Origin of the sequence: Allobosea sp. BK604 (genome assembly GCF_004341515.1) — a bacterium.
GTDB lineage: Bacteria > Pseudomonadota > Alphaproteobacteria > Rhizobiales > Beijerinckiaceae > Allobosea.
Genome location: NZ_SLZF01000010.1, coordinates 310,629 through 326,818, shown reverse-complemented (window position 1 = coordinate 326,818; position 16,190 = coordinate 310,629). Strand labels below are relative to the sequence as shown.

The following is a 16,190-nucleotide window of genomic DNA, read 5'->3' as shown; positions in this document are numbered from 1 at the left end:
CGGGATCGTTTAGCGGCGAGCGGCGAAAACGCCCAATCACGATGAATGTCAAACTATGAACGGAGGCTTGCTGGGACTGCCTAATCCTTGGTTTTGGCGGCGTTCTTCTTCATTTCCTGCGCCTCCGCACGGAAATTCCTGGCCCAGCCTTCGCGCTCGACTTGCCGGCCGCGCCCGATCGCCAGGGCATCGGCCGGGACATCGCGTGTGATCACCGAGCCGGAGCCGATATAGGCGCCATCGCCGATCGTCACCGGCGCGACCAGCGAGGAGTTCGAGCCGACGAAGGCGCCGGCTCCGATCGTGGTCCGGCTCTTGAGGAAGCCGTCATAGTTGCAGGTGATCGTGCCGGCGCCGATATTGGAATTGGGGCCGACGCTGGCATCGCCGACATAGGTGAGGTGGTTGACCTTGACGCCCTCGCCGAGATCGGCCGCCTTGATCTCCACGAAATTGCCGATGCGGACCTTCCTGCCGAGCTTCGCGCCGGGACGCAGGCGGCCATAGGGACCGACGCTGGCCTGCGGGCCGACCTCGGCACCTTCCAGATGCGAGAAGGCGTGGATCACCGCCTCGTCGGCAACGCTGACACCCGGACCGAAGACGACATTCGGCTCGATCAGGACATCGCGGCCGATCCTGGTGTCATGGCTGAAGAACACCGTCTCGGGCGCGATCAGGGTCGCGCCATTCGCCATGACCTCCAGCCGCTTGCGGCGCTGGAACTCGGCCTCGACGCTGGCGAGCTGGGCGCGGTCGTTGACGCCCTGCACCTCGCTCTCAGGCGCGGTGAGCGCGACGGTCTTCAGGCCCTTGCCCCGGGCAACGGCGACGGCATCGGTCAGATAATACTCGTTCTGGGCGTTGGCGTTGCCGATCGCATCGAGGATCGCCAGCGCGTCGCGACCCTCGAGCGCCATCAGCCCGGCATTGCAGAGCGTGATGGCGCGCTCCGCCTCGCTCGCGTCCTTGTGCTCGACAATGGCCTTCAGCGCCCCGCCCTCGATCACAAACCGGCCATAGCCCGTGGGATCGCGCGCCTCGAAGCCGAGCGCGGCGATCTGCGAGCCTTTCGCGAGTTCCGCCCGCATCGCCTGATAGGTCTCTGGCCGCAGCAGCGGGGTGTCCGCGAAGGCGACGAGCACGTCGTCATAGCCGCGGGCCAGGGCCTCGCGCGCCGCCAGCACGGCATGGGCGGTGCCCCGCCGCTCCTGCTGGATGGCGATCTCGGCCGCCGGCAGCAGCGCCTTGGCCTCGGCCGCGACCTCCGGCCGATCCGGTCCGATCACGATCACGATCGCGTCGGCGCCGGCAGCGGAAACCGAGGCGATGGCGTGGCCGAGCAGCGAACGGCCTGCGACTTCATGCAGCACCTTCGGGCGCAGCGATTTCATCCTCGTGCCCTCGCCCGCCGCGAGGATGATCGCCAGACAGCTCCGGCCGGACTGCATTTCGGTCATGATTCTAGGCTTCCTTGCAGGCTTGCCTTCAAATTCGCGGTTCGGTTCCGGTCAGCCCTGGTCGATCCGGCGCATGGTGGCGCTGGCGTGGATAGCCGATCTCGCCGCGGTTTGCCAAAAACTCATGTGATGTTCAGCCGGCATACACCTTGGCCGGTGCAGAATGGCCAACGCCCTCGCGAGTCGGAACGAAAGCACTGCCCGAATTGCCTAAGATTTGCACTTTCGTGGTCACGACCGCTTTTCAGCTCACAGCGAAATGCTCTAGAAGCGCAACGGGCGAAGGGGCCGCCCGCGTATGTTGGATATGATGTCGAAATCCTTGAATCGCCGACAGTTTCTGGAGAGCGCGGCCTACGGTCTGGCAGCTGCGCCATTGCTGAATGCGGGCGCCGCTCAGGCCCAGCCCGCCGGTTGGGCCGCCACGGTGCAGTCGGTGATCGCCGAGGGCCAGCGCTTCGACCCCGCGCTCGTGGTCGAGGCCGCCCGCATGCTTGCGCGCCGGGCGACGATTCCCGTGGTGACGACCGACCTGCCCGACGGCTACGCGACCATGCCGTTCGACCAGTTCGTCGGGATTCGGGCGCAGGCAAACGGCCTGATCTGGGCGGGGGAGAATCGCGGCTTCACCATCGAGCCGCTGCATCGCGGCTACGTCTTCTCCAATCCGGTCAGCCTGTTTACGGTCGAGGACGAGGTCGTGCGCCGCGTCACCTTCGACCGTAGCAAGTTCGATTACGGCCGGGTGACGCCGCCGCCTGCCAATGTCGACCTGCAATTCTCCGGCTTCCGTGTCGCGGCCGGGCATGAGCGGCCCTACGAGGTCGCGATCTTCCAGGGCGCGACCTTCTTCCGCGCGCTGGCTCGCGGCCAGAATTTCGGCGCGCTGGCGCGCGCCCTGATCCTGCGGCCGGGCGAGCAGCGCGGCGAGGAGATTCCGTTCTTCCGCGCCTTCTGGATCGAGCGTCCGAGCCCGGCCTCCGGCTTCCTGGTCATCCATGCGCTGCTCGATTCGGAGAGCCTGACCGGCGCGGTACGGATGACGCTTCGGCCCGGCGACGTCACCTTCATCGATGTCGAAATGACGCTCTTCGCCCGGCAGGCGCTCGACCATGTCGGCTTCGGCTGTGCGATGGGCACATTCCTTTCCGGGCCGCAGAGCCGGCGCACCTTCGACGACCTGCGCCCGGCGATCCATGAGGTCTCCGGCGTGCAGATGCTGACCGGCGGCGGCGAGTGGATCTATCGGCCGGTCAACAATCCGGCGGCGCTCCAGGTCTCCTCCTTCGTCGACACCAATCCGCGCGGCTTCGGCCTGGTCCAGCGCGAGCGCGATCCGGGCGCCTTCCAGGACGAAGACCAGCGCTACGAACTGAGGCCCAGCGTCTGGATGGAGCCGCTTGGCGAATGGGGCGCCGGTTCGGTGCAGCTCATCGAGATCCCCAGCGATTCCGAGCAGAACGACAACATCATCACCTATTGGCGACCGCGCCAGGCGATCGCCGCAGGCAGCGAGACCACCATCGCCTATCGCCAGTCCTGGTGCTGGCAGCCGCAGGAACGGCCGGCGCCGCTGGCGACAGTGACCCGGATTCGCCAGGGCCGCGGCAGCCAGGGCCGGCGCCGACGATTCTCGGTGGAATTCACCGGCGACAAGCTCGGCGATGCCGGCATCGTCGCGGCGACGCGCGCCAATATCACCGCGACGCCCGGCGCTGTTCACGGCTTGAGGCTTTGGCCTTATCCTGAGCGCAAGACCATGCGTGTCGGCTTCGAGATCGACCCCAATACCGACAACCTGTCGGAGTTGCGCCTCGTGCTCGAAGCCGGCGGCCAGCCTGTATCCGAAACCTGGCTCGACCGATGGACGTGGTGACCGAAGCTCCCTTGCGGGCGGCCGAGCGGGCGCAGCGCTCCGCACCTGCCGCCGTGCAGCCTGCAACGCCGCCGGAGAGCCGGCTGGTGATGCCGGTGCAGTCGTTCCGGAGCTGGAAGGCCTCGGAACGGCGCAAGCCCGTCGCGCCGGAGCACTGGACGACGCCCTGGTTGAAGCGCCTCTTCGTCTTCGGCGGCGGCATGGCACTGACCGCCTATGGCGCCTGGGAAATGTACCATGTCGTGTCGGTCAGCCGCACGACCCTGCTGCAGTATGCCTTGCTGGCGCTGTTCACGGTCAATTTCTCATGGATCGCCCTCGCCTTCACCAGCGCGCTGCTCGGCTTCGTCGGGCTGATGCTCGGGGCTGGCAAGGCCGGCCGGGCCGAGAGCCTGCAGCACCGCACCGTCGTGGTGATGCCGATCTACAATGAATCGACGGCACGCACCTTCGCCGCGCTGGCGGCGATCAGGGAATCGGTCGAGGCGACCGGGCTCGGCGAGCATTTCGACTATTTCATCGTGTCCGACACGACAAATCCGGATGTCTGGATCGCGGAGGAGCGCGCCTTCCTGGCGCTGCGCGAGCGGCTCGGGCCGAATTGCCGGGTCTATTACCGGCATCGCCCGAAGAACCATCATCGCAAGGCCGGCAATATCGCCGATTTCGTCACGCGCTGGGGCGGTCATTACGAGCACATGGTCGTGCTCGACGCCGACAGCCTGATGACCGGAACCTGCATCGTCCGGCTCGCCGCGGCGATGGAGGCCGATCCCGATTCGGGCATCATCCAGTCGTTGCCGCTGATCATCAACCGCAACACCTTCTTCGCCCGGCTGCAGCAATTCGCGGCGCGGGTCTACGGGCCGGTGATCGCGACCGGGCTCGCGATGTGGTCGGGCCGCGACGGCAACTACTGGGGCCACAATGCGATCATCCGCACCAAGGCCTTCGCCGAGCATTGCGGCCTGCCCGACCTCAAGGGCAAGCCGCCCTTCGGCGGGCATGTGCTCAGCCATGACTTCGTCGAGGCGGCGCTGATCCGGCGTGCCGGCTGGTCGGTCTACATGCTGCCGGACCTGACCGGCTCGTATGAGGAGAGCCCGCCCTCGCTGATCGACATCTCCGTACGCGACCGGCGCTGGGCGCAGGGCAATCTCCAGCATTCCCGCATCATCGGCGCGAAGGGTTTCGTCTGGTCGACGCGACAGCATTTCGCCACCGGCATCATGGGCTATGTCGCCTCGCCCTTCTGGCTGATGCAGCTGGTGGTCGGCATCCTGATCGTGCTGCAGGTCAATTACGCGCGGCCCGAATATTTCACGCAGGAGTTCACGCTCTTCCCGGTCTGGCCGCGGTTCGACCCCGAGCGAGCCTTGAACCTGTTCGCCCTGACCATGGCGATCCTGCTCGCGCCAAAGATCTTCGGCCTGCTGCTGACGCTGTTCCACACCCGCCTCAGGCGTGCCTGCGGCGGCGGCCTCAGACTCATCGTCTCGGCGCTGCTGGAAATCCTGCTCTCGGCCTTCTTCGCGCCGATCATGATGCTGATCCAGTCGGGCTCGGTCTTCCAGATCCTGCTCGGGCGCGATACCGGCTGGAACCCGCAGCGGCGCGACGACGGCTCGATCCCGTTCAAGGACATCGTGCGGCGCCACCGCATGCATACGGCGCTCGGCCTGGTCACGGGCGTCTCGGCCTTCATGATCGCGACCTCGCTCTTCGCCTGGATGTCGCCGACGATCGTCGGCCTCGTGCTGGCGATTCCGCTGTCATGGGCCTCGGGCCAGCTCGCGCTCGGGCTCTGGCTGAAGCGGCACAAGCTGCTCGTTACGCCGGAGGAAGGCGACCCGCCGGCGATCGCGACCCGCGCCAACGAATTGCAGGCCGAGTTCGCCAAGGCCGGCTATGACGATGCCTGCGGGCTGAAGGCGCTGCATGCCGAGCCGCAATTGCGGGCCGCGCATGAGGCGATGCTGCCGGAGGGCCACAGCCGCCGCCGTGGCGAGATCGAGCCCGACCGCGCCGTCGCTCAGGCCAAGCTGGTCGATGCCGAGACGATCGAGGAAGCTTCGATCTGGCTGAAGCCGAAGGAGCGCATGGTGCTGCTGCACGACCGGGCGCTGATCGGCCTGCTCGCCTCGCTACCGCCCGAGACCACGCAGAATTGCCCGACCTGAGGCCGGGCGGACATCCTCAAAAAGTCATCGCCGCCGCGTTGATGACGCCGGCCGCGAGCGAGGCGGCTCCGAGGAACAGGGCTGCGGCGAGCTCGCCGGCAGCGATCCGGCCCGAGAGATTCGGCAGCACCAGCCGGACCAGGACATAGACGAGCAACTGCACCACGAGCGCGACGAGGCCCCAGACCACAAGGTCGATGATCGTGGTCGAATGGACGACGGCGCTCGACAAGGGCAGCGCGAAGCCGGTCAGGCTCAGGCCGAGGGAAAGCGCCGCGGCGACGTTGTTGCGACGGATCAGGCCGAACTCGTTATGCGATGTCGCGAGCGTGTAGATCAGCAGGTAGATCGCGACGAGACCGAGCGCGACCGAGAAGAACAGCGCGAAATCGGGCAGGCGCCCCAGCGCCTGGCCAAGAGCCAACGAACTTCCATCGCCCATTCCGACCGCCCCCGCCGATTCTGACGACGATCCTCGCCTCAGCCCTTCTCGAACGCAACCATGCAGCCCATGGCGGCGCCGGACGGCACCACGATCCTTTCGCCGACCTGCAGCGACGGGATGTCGCCGGCCGCGAGAAGCGCCCGCACCGCCGCCAGGTCCGGCACGGTGACGACGAAGCCGGCGAAACGCGGACCGGGCGCCCCTTCCTCGCCGGCAAAGAGCTGGAAAGCGGCATGCGGCGTCAGGATGTCGAAGCGCCCGCGCGGCAGCGGCGCGCTGATGCCGAGGGAGTTGGATTTCAGGCTGCGCTCACCGGTGAAGGCGGAGAGGAAGATGTGATGGTCGGTCGGGTTCTCGGCCAGCATGATCGCGGCGGCAAGTCCCGTCGTGCCATTGGCATGCTGCTGGAAGGCCGGGTTCCAGAAATTCTGCGGCTCGTGCTGCTGACAGGTGAAGAAGCCGCAGGCGGGGGCGCGATCATTCTCCGCGAAGGCGAGCGAGAAGGCGACGCGGACCTCGCTGCCATCGGGCCGCCTTGCCTGGCGCTCGAAGAAGAACGGCTCGAAATCGCCAATGGCGGCGTCCTTGAAGATCTCGGCGTCGGCCTTGGCGTCCTTGCTCTCCAGCACCAGCATCGACAGGCCCTCGCCCCGCGCGAGCGCATCGCGAACGAAAGCGCCGAAGGAGAAGCGATGCGGTGCATGCTGCGGAATCGCGCCGGGATCGCCGACCGTGATCAATTCGAGGAAGGCGCCGGGAAACTGGACGATCCGGTTCTCGGTTCCCCAGGGATGGCGGTTGCGCGCGCCGACGCGAAAGCCGAGCCGCTCATAGAGCCGGCCGGCGGCGTCGAGATCGTGCACGCCGATGACGAGATGGTCGAGGCCACGGGGCCGATTGGGCTCGGACATGTCGGGAATCGCTATGGTTCGGAGCGGCTTGGAGCTGCCTGCTCACTGGTCGTAGCAAGCTTTCGGCCGATGGTCACGGCTCGATATAATGCGGCAGGAAGCGCGAGGTGTTCTTGGTGATCGGCGTCGCATCCTCGCGGATGCAGAGCCCGCAAGCTTCCGAGGCGACCAGCCAGGAGCCGAGCACGGCATAGGTGCCGTCGAAAGAGGCGAGCTGAGCCGCATCCTGAAGGATATGGCCCTCGGCGCCATAGGGACCGTCATCGCTGTCGAGCACCTTGCCGCGTTCGATCAGCTCGATATTGGCGCCCTCGCGCGAATAGAGCGGCTTGCGGACATGGCGGGGCGAGAGCGAGACGCAGCGCGGATCGCCCTCGAAGAAAGCCGGCAGCAGGTTGGGATGGCCCGCTTCCATCTCCCAGAGACAGGCAAGCAGGCCCTTGTTCGAGAGCAGCGCCTTCCAGGGCGGCTCGATGAACTGGCAGCGCGCACCGGCCAGCGCCGAGGCGTAGCTCTCGCGGAAGAGCCATTCCCAGGGATAGAGCTTGAACAGCGTCTCGATCGGCAGGTTCGAGCCATCGCAAAACCGGCCATCGCTGAGCAGGCCGATCTCCTCGATATAGGTGAAGCGGGCATCGAGCCCTGCTTGCACCGCGCAATCCTGCAAGTAGTCGACCGTGCCCTTGTCCTCATTGCTGTTCTGGACGCAGGTCAGATGCAGGCGATAGGGAGAAGGCTGGCGCAGCGCCGCGAGGGCCGCGATCAGGCGCTCATGCAGCGAGTTGAACTGATCGCAGCCCGATGGCAGGGCGCCGCGCGCCATCGCCTGCTCCAACCAATCCCATTGCACCACGCTCGATTCGAACAGCGCCGTCGGCGTATCGGCATTGTATTCGAGAAGCTTGGCGGGGCCCTTGCCGTCATAGGCGAGATCGAGCCGGCCGTAGAGATTGCGGTCGCCGCGCTGCCAGCTCTCGCGGATCAGGGGCCAATGCATCTCCGGGATCGCCAGCTTCGTCAGCGTGGCCTCGTCGCCGATGGCGCGCTCGATGAAGGCGAAGCAAAGCTGCTCGATCTCCCCGGTCGGCCCTTCGATATCGCGCTCGATCTCCTCGAGCGTGAACGCATAGGCCGCGCTCTCGTCCCAATAGGTCTCGCCATCGATCGTATGGAAGGCGAAGCCGAGGCGCTCGACCTCGGCCTGCCAGTTCGTGCGCGGGGCGAGCTTGACGCGGCGCATCTCAGGACGACGAGGAGGAGCTGTAGGAGCGCGAGCTAGAGCCGAAGCCGCCGCGCGAGGAAACGCTTGTCGTCGTGGCGCTGCCGGGCGTCGAGCCGCTGCGCGCGATGACGGTGCCGCCCGAGGTCGTCGAATAGGCCCGGGTCGAGGATGACGAGAAGGAACGACTGCTGGAGCTGCCACCACCGCCTCCGCCCGAAGACGATGAGGAGCGTGCCGGCTGGCATTCCGGAAGCTGGCTGCCGGGCGGGCAGGCCTGGCGCGTCGGCGGCAGCAGAGCCTGAGCCGCACCGCCGCCCTGCATGAACTGGCGAGCGAGCATAATGCCGGCCAGCGCCGGAATCACGACCTGGGCACCGTTCCAGACCGCGTTCTGGCAGCCTCCGGCGCCGTATTCCGCCTCGCACTGGCTGCTATTGGAAAACTTCTTGGCGTCACGCAGATGGTTGGCCGAGGCTTCGTTGAAGCGCTGCTCGCATTGCGTCGCGCTGATCTGGCCGGCGGCGCGGCAATCCGCCAGGGAGTTGTAGACGAGATCCTCCTCGGGCTCCTCGGCGCGCGGCCAGAACGAGGCGACGAGCACGATGCCGACGGCAGCCAATCCGATCTGGGTCGAGCGCTTCATCGCGCTCACTCCGTCATGCTGGCCGCAGCCAGCGTGCCGCTGATCACGGCGATGACGGCGAGCATGGCGGCCGAGGGCAGCCGGTCTTCCTCGATCTTCTTGGAGAGTTCGGGGCTAAGATAACGCGCCACGCCATAGGCTGCGAACTGGATCAGCATCGCCGCAAGCGCCCACAGCACCAGGTCCGGAATGCTGCTCGCCTGTTCGATCGCCTTTTCCAGCGGGATCGAGAAGCCGGCGAGATTGCCGCCGAAAGCAATAGCGGCGGAGAGATTGCCGGAGCGGATCAGCGCGATCTCGTCATGCGCGGTCAGGCGCAGATAGATCACCGCGAAGCCGACGATCAGCGCGGTGCCGACGCAGAAATACAGCAGAAAGGCCGGCAAACCGGCCATAGAGATCGTCATCGCGCCTGCCCCCAAGCCTTCGACGGATCGAAATATCCGGGCAGACTATAAGCGGCCGGCGCGGTTTCGCCAGCAGGGTTAGGGCAAATTCTTCGAGGGGGTGCGCGCCGTCCCTCCTCCCCTTGCGGCAGAAGGTGGCTCGGCGAAACCGAGACGGATGAGGGGTCGCGACGATTGCAGCAACGGCTGCCCGACAGGCTCCCTATCGGCAAGGACACCGCAACCTTCGTCCGGTACTGCGTGCATCCTTCTCCCGCAGGGGGAGAAGGAAGAAACGGATCAGACCAGCCGGCTCTGCACCACCGCCGCCTCGATGAAGCTGGCGAAGAGCGGATGCGGCTCGAACGGGCGCGATTTCAGCTCGGGATGATACTGCACGCCGATGAACCAGGGATGGCCGGGATATTCGATCGTTTCCGGCAGCAGGCCATCCGGCGAGACGCCGCTGAACGCCATGCCCTGCGCCTCCAGCCGCTCGCGATAGCCCATATTGACCTCGTAGCGGTGGCGATGGCGCTCGGAGATCTCGGTCGAGCCGTAGATCCGCGCGATCTTGGACTCCGCATTGAGCTTCGAGGCATAGGCGCCGAGCCGCATCGTGCCGCCGAGATCGCCGCCGGCCGCGCGCTGCTCCAGCTCATTGCCGCGCATCCACTCGGTCATCAGGCCGACGACGGGCTCCTGCGTCGGGCCGAACTCGGTCGAGTTCGCGTCCGCGATGCCGGCGAGCGAGCGAGCGGCCTCGATCACCGCCATCTGCATGCCGAAGCAGATGCCGAAATAGGGCACTTTGCGCTGCCTGGCGAAGGTCGCCGCCTTGATCTTGCCCTCGGCGCCGCGATGGCCGAAGCCGCCGGGCACGAGAATGCCGTGGACATGTTCGAGGAAGGGCGCCGGGTCCTCCTTCTCGAAGACCTCCGACTCGATCCAGTCGAGATTGACCTTGACCCGGTTGGCGATGCCGCCATGGGTCAGCGCCTCGATCAGCGACTTATAGGCATCCTTCATCCCGGTATATTTGCCGACGATGGCGATGGTGACCTCGCCCTCCGGATTCTTGACGCGCTCCGAGATGCGCTTCCAGCCGCTGATATCCGGCTCCTTGGACGCATCCATGCCGAAAGCGGCGAGCACTTCGGTGTCGAGCCCCTCGGCATGGTACGAGAGCGGCACGTCGTAGATCGAAGCGGCGTCGCGGGCTTCGATCACCGCGGTCTCGCGGACATTGCAGAACAGCGCGAGCTTGCGGCGTTCTTCCCGCGGGATCTCGCGGTCGGTGCGGCAGAGCAGGATGTCGGGCTGGATGCCGATCGAGCGCAGCTCGGCGACGGAGTGCTGGGTCGGCTTGGTCTTCAGCTCGCCGGCGGTCGGGATATAGGGCAGCAGCGTCAGGTGGATGAAGATGCACTGGCCGCGCGGCAATTGCTGGCTGACCTGGCGGATCGATTCGAGGAAGGGCAGGCTCTCGATATCGCCGACGGTTCCGCCGATCTCAACCAGCGTGAAGTCGTAATCGTCATTACCGGTGAGGACGAAGTCCTTGATCGCATTGGTGACGTGCGGGACGACCTGGATGGTGGCGCCGAGATAATCGCCACGGCGCTCCTTGGTCAGGATGTCCATGTAGATGCGGCCGGTGGTGATGTTGTCGCCCCTGTTGCAGGGACGGCCGGTGAACCGCTCGTAATGGCCGAGGTCGAGATCGGTCTCGGCGCCATCGTCGGTGACGAAGACCTCGCCGTGCTGATACGGGCTCATCGTGCCCGGATCGACATTGAGATAGGGGTCGAGCTTGCGCAGGCGGACCTTATAGCCACGTGCCTGCAGGAGAGCTGCGAGAGCCGCCGCCGCCAGGCCTTTGCCAAGCGAGGACACCACGCCGCCGGTGATGAAAACGTACCGCGTCATGGGAGTTCTCCTCTAGACCCAGGTTTCCGATTCGCGAAGCGCCGGCGTGCAACACCGCCCTGCCCCACGCGCTTGTCCACAACCTGACAGAACCACCGTTCCGGCAAGCCAATCCACAAAAGAGAAGGGCCGGTTTCCCGGCAGCTCCCTCGCAAAAGAGAAGGGCCGGTTTCCCGGCCCCTGCCCTGTCATCCTTACTGCTGCGGCGCTGCCGGCGCCGATGGCGTCGGCGGTTGCGAGCCGCCGCCGCCGCTCTGGTTCTGCATCTGCCGGAGCTGGTCGAGCACGCCGCCCTGACCGCTGGCATTGGGGGCGCTCGGCCCGGTCGGCGCCGCAGGCGCGGTCGAAGCCGGCGCGCCGTCGAGGATCGAGCGCTGCGTACGGCCCTGATTGGCCAGGATCGCCAGAGCGATCGAGGTCAGGAAGAACGCGCCCGCCAGGATCGCGGTGGCACGCGTCAGGGCGTTGGCCTGGCCACGGCCGGTCATGAAGCCGCCGACGCCGCCTCCGCCCGACCCCATGCCGAGGCCGCCGCCCTCGGAACGCTGCAACAGGACCACGCCGACGAGCGCGATCACGATGATCAGGTGTATGACGATGAGAACGTTCTGCATGATCTCACGAAATGGGTATGGCGCAGGCCGCCGCCAAGGGTGCCCGCGCCGCGTTCCGCTTTTGCGGTTTCGGCCGGGCACATAGCACGCAGATTCCAGCAATGCCACCCGGCAATTGCGTCATTCCTGCAACGGCAGGGTTGCGAAGGTCGCTCAGGCGCAGGCCTTGGCAATGGCCAGGAAATCCTCGGCCTTCAGGCTGGCGCCACCGACGAGCGCGCCATCGACATGGGCGACATTCATCAATTCGGCCGCATTCGAGGGCTTGACCGAACCGCCATATAGCAGCCGCACCCCGGCCGCGACGGATTTGCCGAGCAACTTGCCGAGCTCGGCGCGGATCGCCTCGTGCATCTCGGCGACATCCTGCGGCGTCGGGGTCAGGCCGGTGCCGATCGCCCAGACCGGCTCATAGGCGATGACGAGTGTCGCGGCGGTCGCGCCGTCCGGCACCGAGCCGCGCAGCTGCTTGCGGACGATGGCGAGCGCCCTGCCGGCCTCTCGCTCGTCCTTCGTCTCGCCGACGCAGACGATCGGCACGAGGAGCGCCTTCTGCGACGCCTGCGCCTTTTCCTTCACGATCGCGTTGGTCTCGCCATGCAAGGTTCGGCGCTCGGAATGGCCGACGATGGCATAGCTTGCGCCGGCATCGGCCAGCATCGCGGCCGAGATCTCGCCGGTGAAGGCGCCAGCCTCCTGGATGCTGCAATCCTGGCCGCCGGTGGCGATGCGCGTGCCGATCAGGGCGGCGCTCGTCATGAAAAGCAGGCTCGCGGGCGGGCAGATGGCGAGATCGACCTTGTTCTTCAGCTCGGGCGCATAACCCTTCGCCACCTCGGCGGCGATCGCGAGCTCCGCCCTGAGACCATTCATCTTCCAGTTGCCTGCCACCAGCGGCCTGATGCTGCGTGTCACCTGCGAAATCCTCCCTTTTTGATCCGTTCGCCTCTAACAACGCCTAGCCGGCGCCGCAATCGGCCGGCAAGAGCAGCGCGACGATTGCGGGCGGCACGATCGGTTTCTATAAGCGACGCCGATCAAAGACGGATCCAACGGCATCAGCACGCCGCCGGACGAGGGAAAGAACGACTCAGATGATGATGCAGCGCATCCGCAAGGCGGGCCAGAGCTTCTTCGGCAAGCTCCTCATCACCATCCTGTTCAGCATCCTGATCGGCGCCTTCGCGATCTGGGGCGTCGGTGACATCTTCCGCGGCTATGGCCGCAACGAGGTCGCCAAGGTCGGCCGTACCGAGATCAGCATCGACCAGATGCGCAATGCCTATCAGAACGAGATCCAGACACTGACGCGTCAGCAGCGCCGCGCGATTCCGCCGGAGATGGCGCGCGCGCTCGGGCTCGACCGGCAGGTGCTGGCGAAGCTCCTGACCGAGGCGTCGCTCGACCAGACGGCGCGCAACATGCGCCTCGCCGTCTCCGACGAGACGATCCGCAACCTGATCCTCGAGGATCCGACCTTCCGCGACGCCTCAGGCAATTTCTCGGCGCCGCGCTTCAACGACCTGCTGCGCTCGAACGGCTTCACCGAACAGAGCTATGTGCGCTCGCAGCGCGAGACCATCCTGCGCCAGGAGCTGGCCGAGATGGTGGTCGGCGCGGTCGCGGCGCCGGTCGCGCTGCAGGAGCTTGGCCACCGCCTGCGCAACGAGCGCCGCAACGTCACCTTCGCCAAGGTGCCTGCCAGCGCCGCCGGCGAGATCGCCGCGCCGAGCGATGCCCAGCTCAGGAGCTATTTCGACGAGCGCAAGACCTCGTTCCGTGCGCCGGAATATCGCAGCGCCAATCTTCTCTCGCTCACAGCCGAAACGCTGGCCGATCCGAGCACGATCAACGACGACGAGGCCAAGGCCCATTACGAGCAGATCAAGGCGCAGCGCTTCACCGCGCCCGAGCAGCGCACGATCCAGCAGATCAGCTTCCCCTCGCTGACCGATGCGCAGGCGGCCAAGGCGAAGATCGATGGCGGCGCCAGCTTCGAGTCGATCGCGGCCGAGCGCAATGTCGCCGAGAAGGACCTGACGCTCGGCACCTTCACCCGCCCGCAGGTTTTCGACGAAGCCGTGCGCAACGCCGCTTTCGAGCTCGCCGAGGGCGCGGTCAGCAGCCCGGTCGACGGCTCGTTCGGGCCGGTCCTGCTGCGTGTCTCCAAGGTCGAGCCCGAGCATGTGCGGCCGTTCGAGGAGGTCGCGGCCGAGGTGAAGAGCGAGCTCGCGACCACCAGGGCCTCGGCGCAGCTCAGGGATCTGCACGACAAGATCGAGGACCAGCGCGCCGCGGCCAAGCCGCTCGGCGATATCGCCAACGAGTTCAAGCTGAAGCTGCGGACGGTCGGGCCGGTCGATTCCGGCCTGCGCAAGCCCGACGGCACGCAGGAGGAGGCCCTGCCGGGTGGCGACAGCGCGGTGCAGGCGATCTTCCGCTCCGATATCGGCGTCGACAACGAGGCGATCCGGCTGCCGCGCGATGCGGGCTATGTCTGGTTCGACGTGACCAAGATCGACCCGGCCCGCGACCAGAGCTTCGAGGAGGTCAAGGCGCAGGTCGAAGCGCAATGGCGCGGCGACGAGATCGCCAACCGGCTCTCGGCCAAGACGCGCGAGCTGGTGCAGAAGCTCGATTCCGGCGAGAGCTTCGACGTGGTCGCCGCCGCAGCCGGCCTGACCATCGAGCAGGCCCAGGATCTCGGCCGCCAGGACCAGAATCCGGAGCTTCCGGCCAATGTCGTGTCGCTGATCTTTGGCACGCCGGTCGGCAAGAGCAACTCCGCCGCGGCCGGCGATGGCCGCGTGCTGTTCAAGGTCGATAGCGCGACCGTGCCGCCCTATGTGCGCACCACGCAGGACGCGGATAATTTCGCCCGGCTGCTCGGCTCCAGCGTCAGCGAGGACATGCTGATGGAATATGTCGCCAAGCTGCAGGCCGATCTCGGCGTCTCGATCAACGACGCGGCATTCCGGAACGCGACGGGCGGCGCGACGAATTGATGCCCGGCTCCTTCGACTTCGAGCGCTTCGCCGCAACCTATGACGCGGGCAATGTCCAGCTTCTGCGCCAGGTTCTCGTCGGCGATTGCGAGACGCCGGTCGCGGCCTTCCTGAAGCTGCGCCATGCGACGCAGGGGCCGGCCTTCCTGCTCGAATCGGTCGAAGGCGGCGCCGTGCGCGGCCGCTATTCGATGATCGGCCTCGAGCCCGACGTGATCTGGCGCTGCCATGCCGGGCAGGCCTCGCTCTGCCGTCCGGCGTTGGGCGAGACCTTCCTGCCCGATCCGCGCCCGGCCTTCGAGAGCCTGCGGGCGCTGCTCGCCGAGAGCGCGATCCCGAGCGAGGACGATCTGCCGCCAATGGCAGCCGGCATCTTCGGCTATCTCGGCTACGACATGGTGCGGCTGATGGAGCGCCTGCCCGAGCCGAAGGAGACCGGCACCGGCGTCCCCGACGCGATCCTGACCCGGCCGACACTGATGGTAGTGTTCGATTCGGTGCGTGACGAGATTCATCTCGTCACGCCGGTGCGGCCGCAGGTCGGCATCTCGGCGCGCGCGGCCTATGAACGGGCGCAGGACCAGCTCGATGCCGTGGTGATGGCGCTGGAAGGCCCCCTGCCCTCCGATGCCGAGACCGATATCAGCGCCTTGCCCGAGCCCGACGTGGTCTCGAATACCACGGAGGCGGAATTCTACGAGATGGTCGGCAAGGCGCAGGAATACATCCGCGCCGGCGACATTTTCCAGGTCGTGCTGTCGCAGCGCTTCGAGGCGCCGTTCGCACTGCCGCCCTTCACGCTCTACCGGGCGCTGCGGCGGGTCAATCCGGCGCCCTTCCTGTGCTATCTCGATTTCGGCGCCTTCCAGATCGTCTGCTCGAGCCCGGAGATCCTGGTCCGGCTGCGCGACGACACGGTCACCATCCGTCCGATCGCCGGCACGCGCCGCCGCGGGGCGACGACGCAGGAAGACGAGGCATTGGCCGAGGAGCTGCTGGCCGATCCGAAAGAGCGGGCCGAGCACCTGATGCTGCTCGACCTTGGCCGCAACGATGTCGGCCGCGTCAGCCAGATCGGCTCGGTGAAGGTGACCGATTCCTTCTTCATCGAGCGCTACAGCCAGGTCATGCACATCGTCTCGAATGTCGAAGGCAGGATCGACCCGAAGCATGATGCGCTGTCGGCGCTATCTGCAGGGTTCCCGGCCGGCACGGTCTCCGGCGCGCCGAAAGTCCGCGCCATGGAGATCATCGACGAGCTCGAGCATGATGCGCGCGGCGCCTATGGCGGCTGCATCGGCTATTTCGGCGCCAATGGCGAGATGGATACCTGCATCGTGCTGCGCACCGCCGTGGTCAAGGACGGGCGCATGCATGTCCAGGCCGGTGCCGGCATCGTCTACGATTCCAATCCGGAATCGGAGCAGCTCGAATGCATCAACAAGGCCAAGGCCCTGTTCAAGGCAGCCGAGGAGGCGATCCGGTTCGCTTCTCGCGCCGGGCGCGGACAGTAACGCCG

13 protein-coding genes are annotated in these 16,190 nt (G+C 66.5%); 4 read left to right on the top strand and 9 right to left on the bottom strand.

All coding sequences use genetic code 11. The annotated features are described in order from the left end of the window. Positions 1–80: 80 nt before the first annotated feature. Positions 81–1,451 (bottom strand): bifunctional UDP-N-acetylglucosamine diphosphorylase/glucosamine-1-phosphate N-acetyltransferase GlmU, encoded by a 1,371-nt coding sequence (gene glmU / locus EV560_RS28175; protein ID WP_131859186.1) that lies wholly within the window; start codon positions 1,449–1,451, stop codon positions 81–83. Positions 1,452–1,782: 331 nt separating this feature from the next. Here glmU and EV560_RS28170 point away from each other — a divergent pair, with 331 nt between their 5' ends. Both EV560_RS28170 and mdoH read left to right on the top strand, forming a co-directional pair. Next, positions 1,783–3,336 (top strand): OpgD/OpgG family glucan biosynthesis protein, encoded by a 1,554-nt coding sequence (locus EV560_RS28170; RefSeq protein WP_248312237.1) that lies wholly within the window; start codon positions 1,783–1,785, stop codon positions 3,334–3,336. Further along, positions 3,324–5,516: a glucans biosynthesis glucosyltransferase MdoH gene (gene mdoH, locus EV560_RS28165; RefSeq protein ID WP_131859156.1), complete on the top strand. Its 2,193-nt coding sequence runs from the start codon at positions 3,324–3,326 to the stop codon at positions 5,514–5,516. The genes EV560_RS28170 and mdoH overlap by 13 nt, the downstream gene beginning before the upstream one ends. Before the next feature lie 16 nt (positions 5,517–5,532). On the opposite strand, the gene EV560_RS28160 is transcribed toward mdoH, so the two are convergent. The 8 genes from EV560_RS28160 to tpiA form a co-directional block, all read right to left on the bottom strand. Continuing rightward, complete coding sequence (locus tag EV560_RS28160; RefSeq protein ID WP_131859155.1) at positions 5,533–5,958, bottom strand: DUF350 domain-containing protein; 426 nt, start codon at positions 5,956–5,958, stop codon at positions 5,533–5,535. Between the two features lie 38 nt (positions 5,959–5,996). Beyond that, positions 5,997–6,872 (bottom strand): VOC family protein, encoded by an 876-nt coding sequence (locus tag EV560_RS28155; RefSeq protein WP_131859154.1) that lies wholly within the window; start codon positions 6,870–6,872, stop codon positions 5,997–5,999. A 73-nt stretch (positions 6,873–6,945) separates the two neighbouring features. Beyond that, entirely contained in the window at positions 6,946–8,112 is a 1,167-nt protein-coding gene (locus EV560_RS28150) for a glutathionylspermidine synthase family protein (RefSeq protein ID WP_131859153.1), read from the bottom strand. Between the two features lies 1 nt (position 8,113). Continuing rightward, positions 8,114–8,737 carry a DUF1190 domain-containing protein gene (locus EV560_RS28145; protein WP_131859152.1) on the bottom strand — a complete coding sequence of 208 codons (624 nt, stop codon included), beginning with the start codon at positions 8,735–8,737 and terminating at the stop codon, positions 8,114–8,116. A 5-nt stretch (positions 8,738–8,742) separates the two neighbouring features. After that, positions 8,743–9,144, bottom strand: a complete 402-nt coding sequence (locus EV560_RS28140) for a DUF350 domain-containing protein (RefSeq protein ID WP_131859151.1) — start codon at positions 9,142–9,144, stop codon at positions 8,743–8,745. Positions 9,145–9,423: 279 nt separating this feature from the next. Further along, positions 9,424–11,052 (bottom strand): CTP synthase, encoded by a 1,629-nt coding sequence (locus EV560_RS28135; RefSeq protein WP_131859150.1) that lies wholly within the window; start codon positions 11,050–11,052, stop codon positions 9,424–9,426. 194 nt (positions 11,053–11,246) lie between these two features. Continuing rightward, a complete protein-coding gene (gene secG, locus EV560_RS28130; RefSeq protein ID WP_131859149.1) occupies positions 11,247–11,666 on the bottom strand; it encodes a preprotein translocase subunit SecG in 420 nt (139 codons plus the stop codon). Positions 11,667–11,819: 153 nt separating this feature from the next. Next, positions 11,820–12,581 carry a triose-phosphate isomerase gene (tpiA, locus tag EV560_RS28125; protein WP_131859148.1) on the bottom strand — a complete coding sequence of 254 codons (762 nt, stop codon included), beginning with the start codon at positions 12,579–12,581 and terminating at the stop codon, positions 11,820–11,822. A 179-nt stretch (positions 12,582–12,760) separates the two neighbouring features. Here tpiA and EV560_RS28120 point away from each other — a divergent pair, with 179 nt between their 5' ends. After that, the gene (locus EV560_RS28120; RefSeq protein ID WP_131859147.1) at positions 12,761–14,671 is read left to right on the top strand and encodes a SurA N-terminal domain-containing protein; all 1,911 of its coding nucleotides are present in this window, start codon (positions 12,761–12,763) and stop codon (positions 14,669–14,671) included. Further along, positions 14,671–16,185 (top strand): anthranilate synthase component I, encoded by a 1,515-nt coding sequence (gene trpE, locus EV560_RS28115; RefSeq protein ID WP_131859146.1) that lies wholly within the window; start codon positions 14,671–14,673, stop codon positions 16,183–16,185. The genes EV560_RS28120 and trpE overlap by 1 nt, the downstream gene beginning before the upstream one ends. Positions 16,186–16,190: the final 5 nt, after the last annotated feature.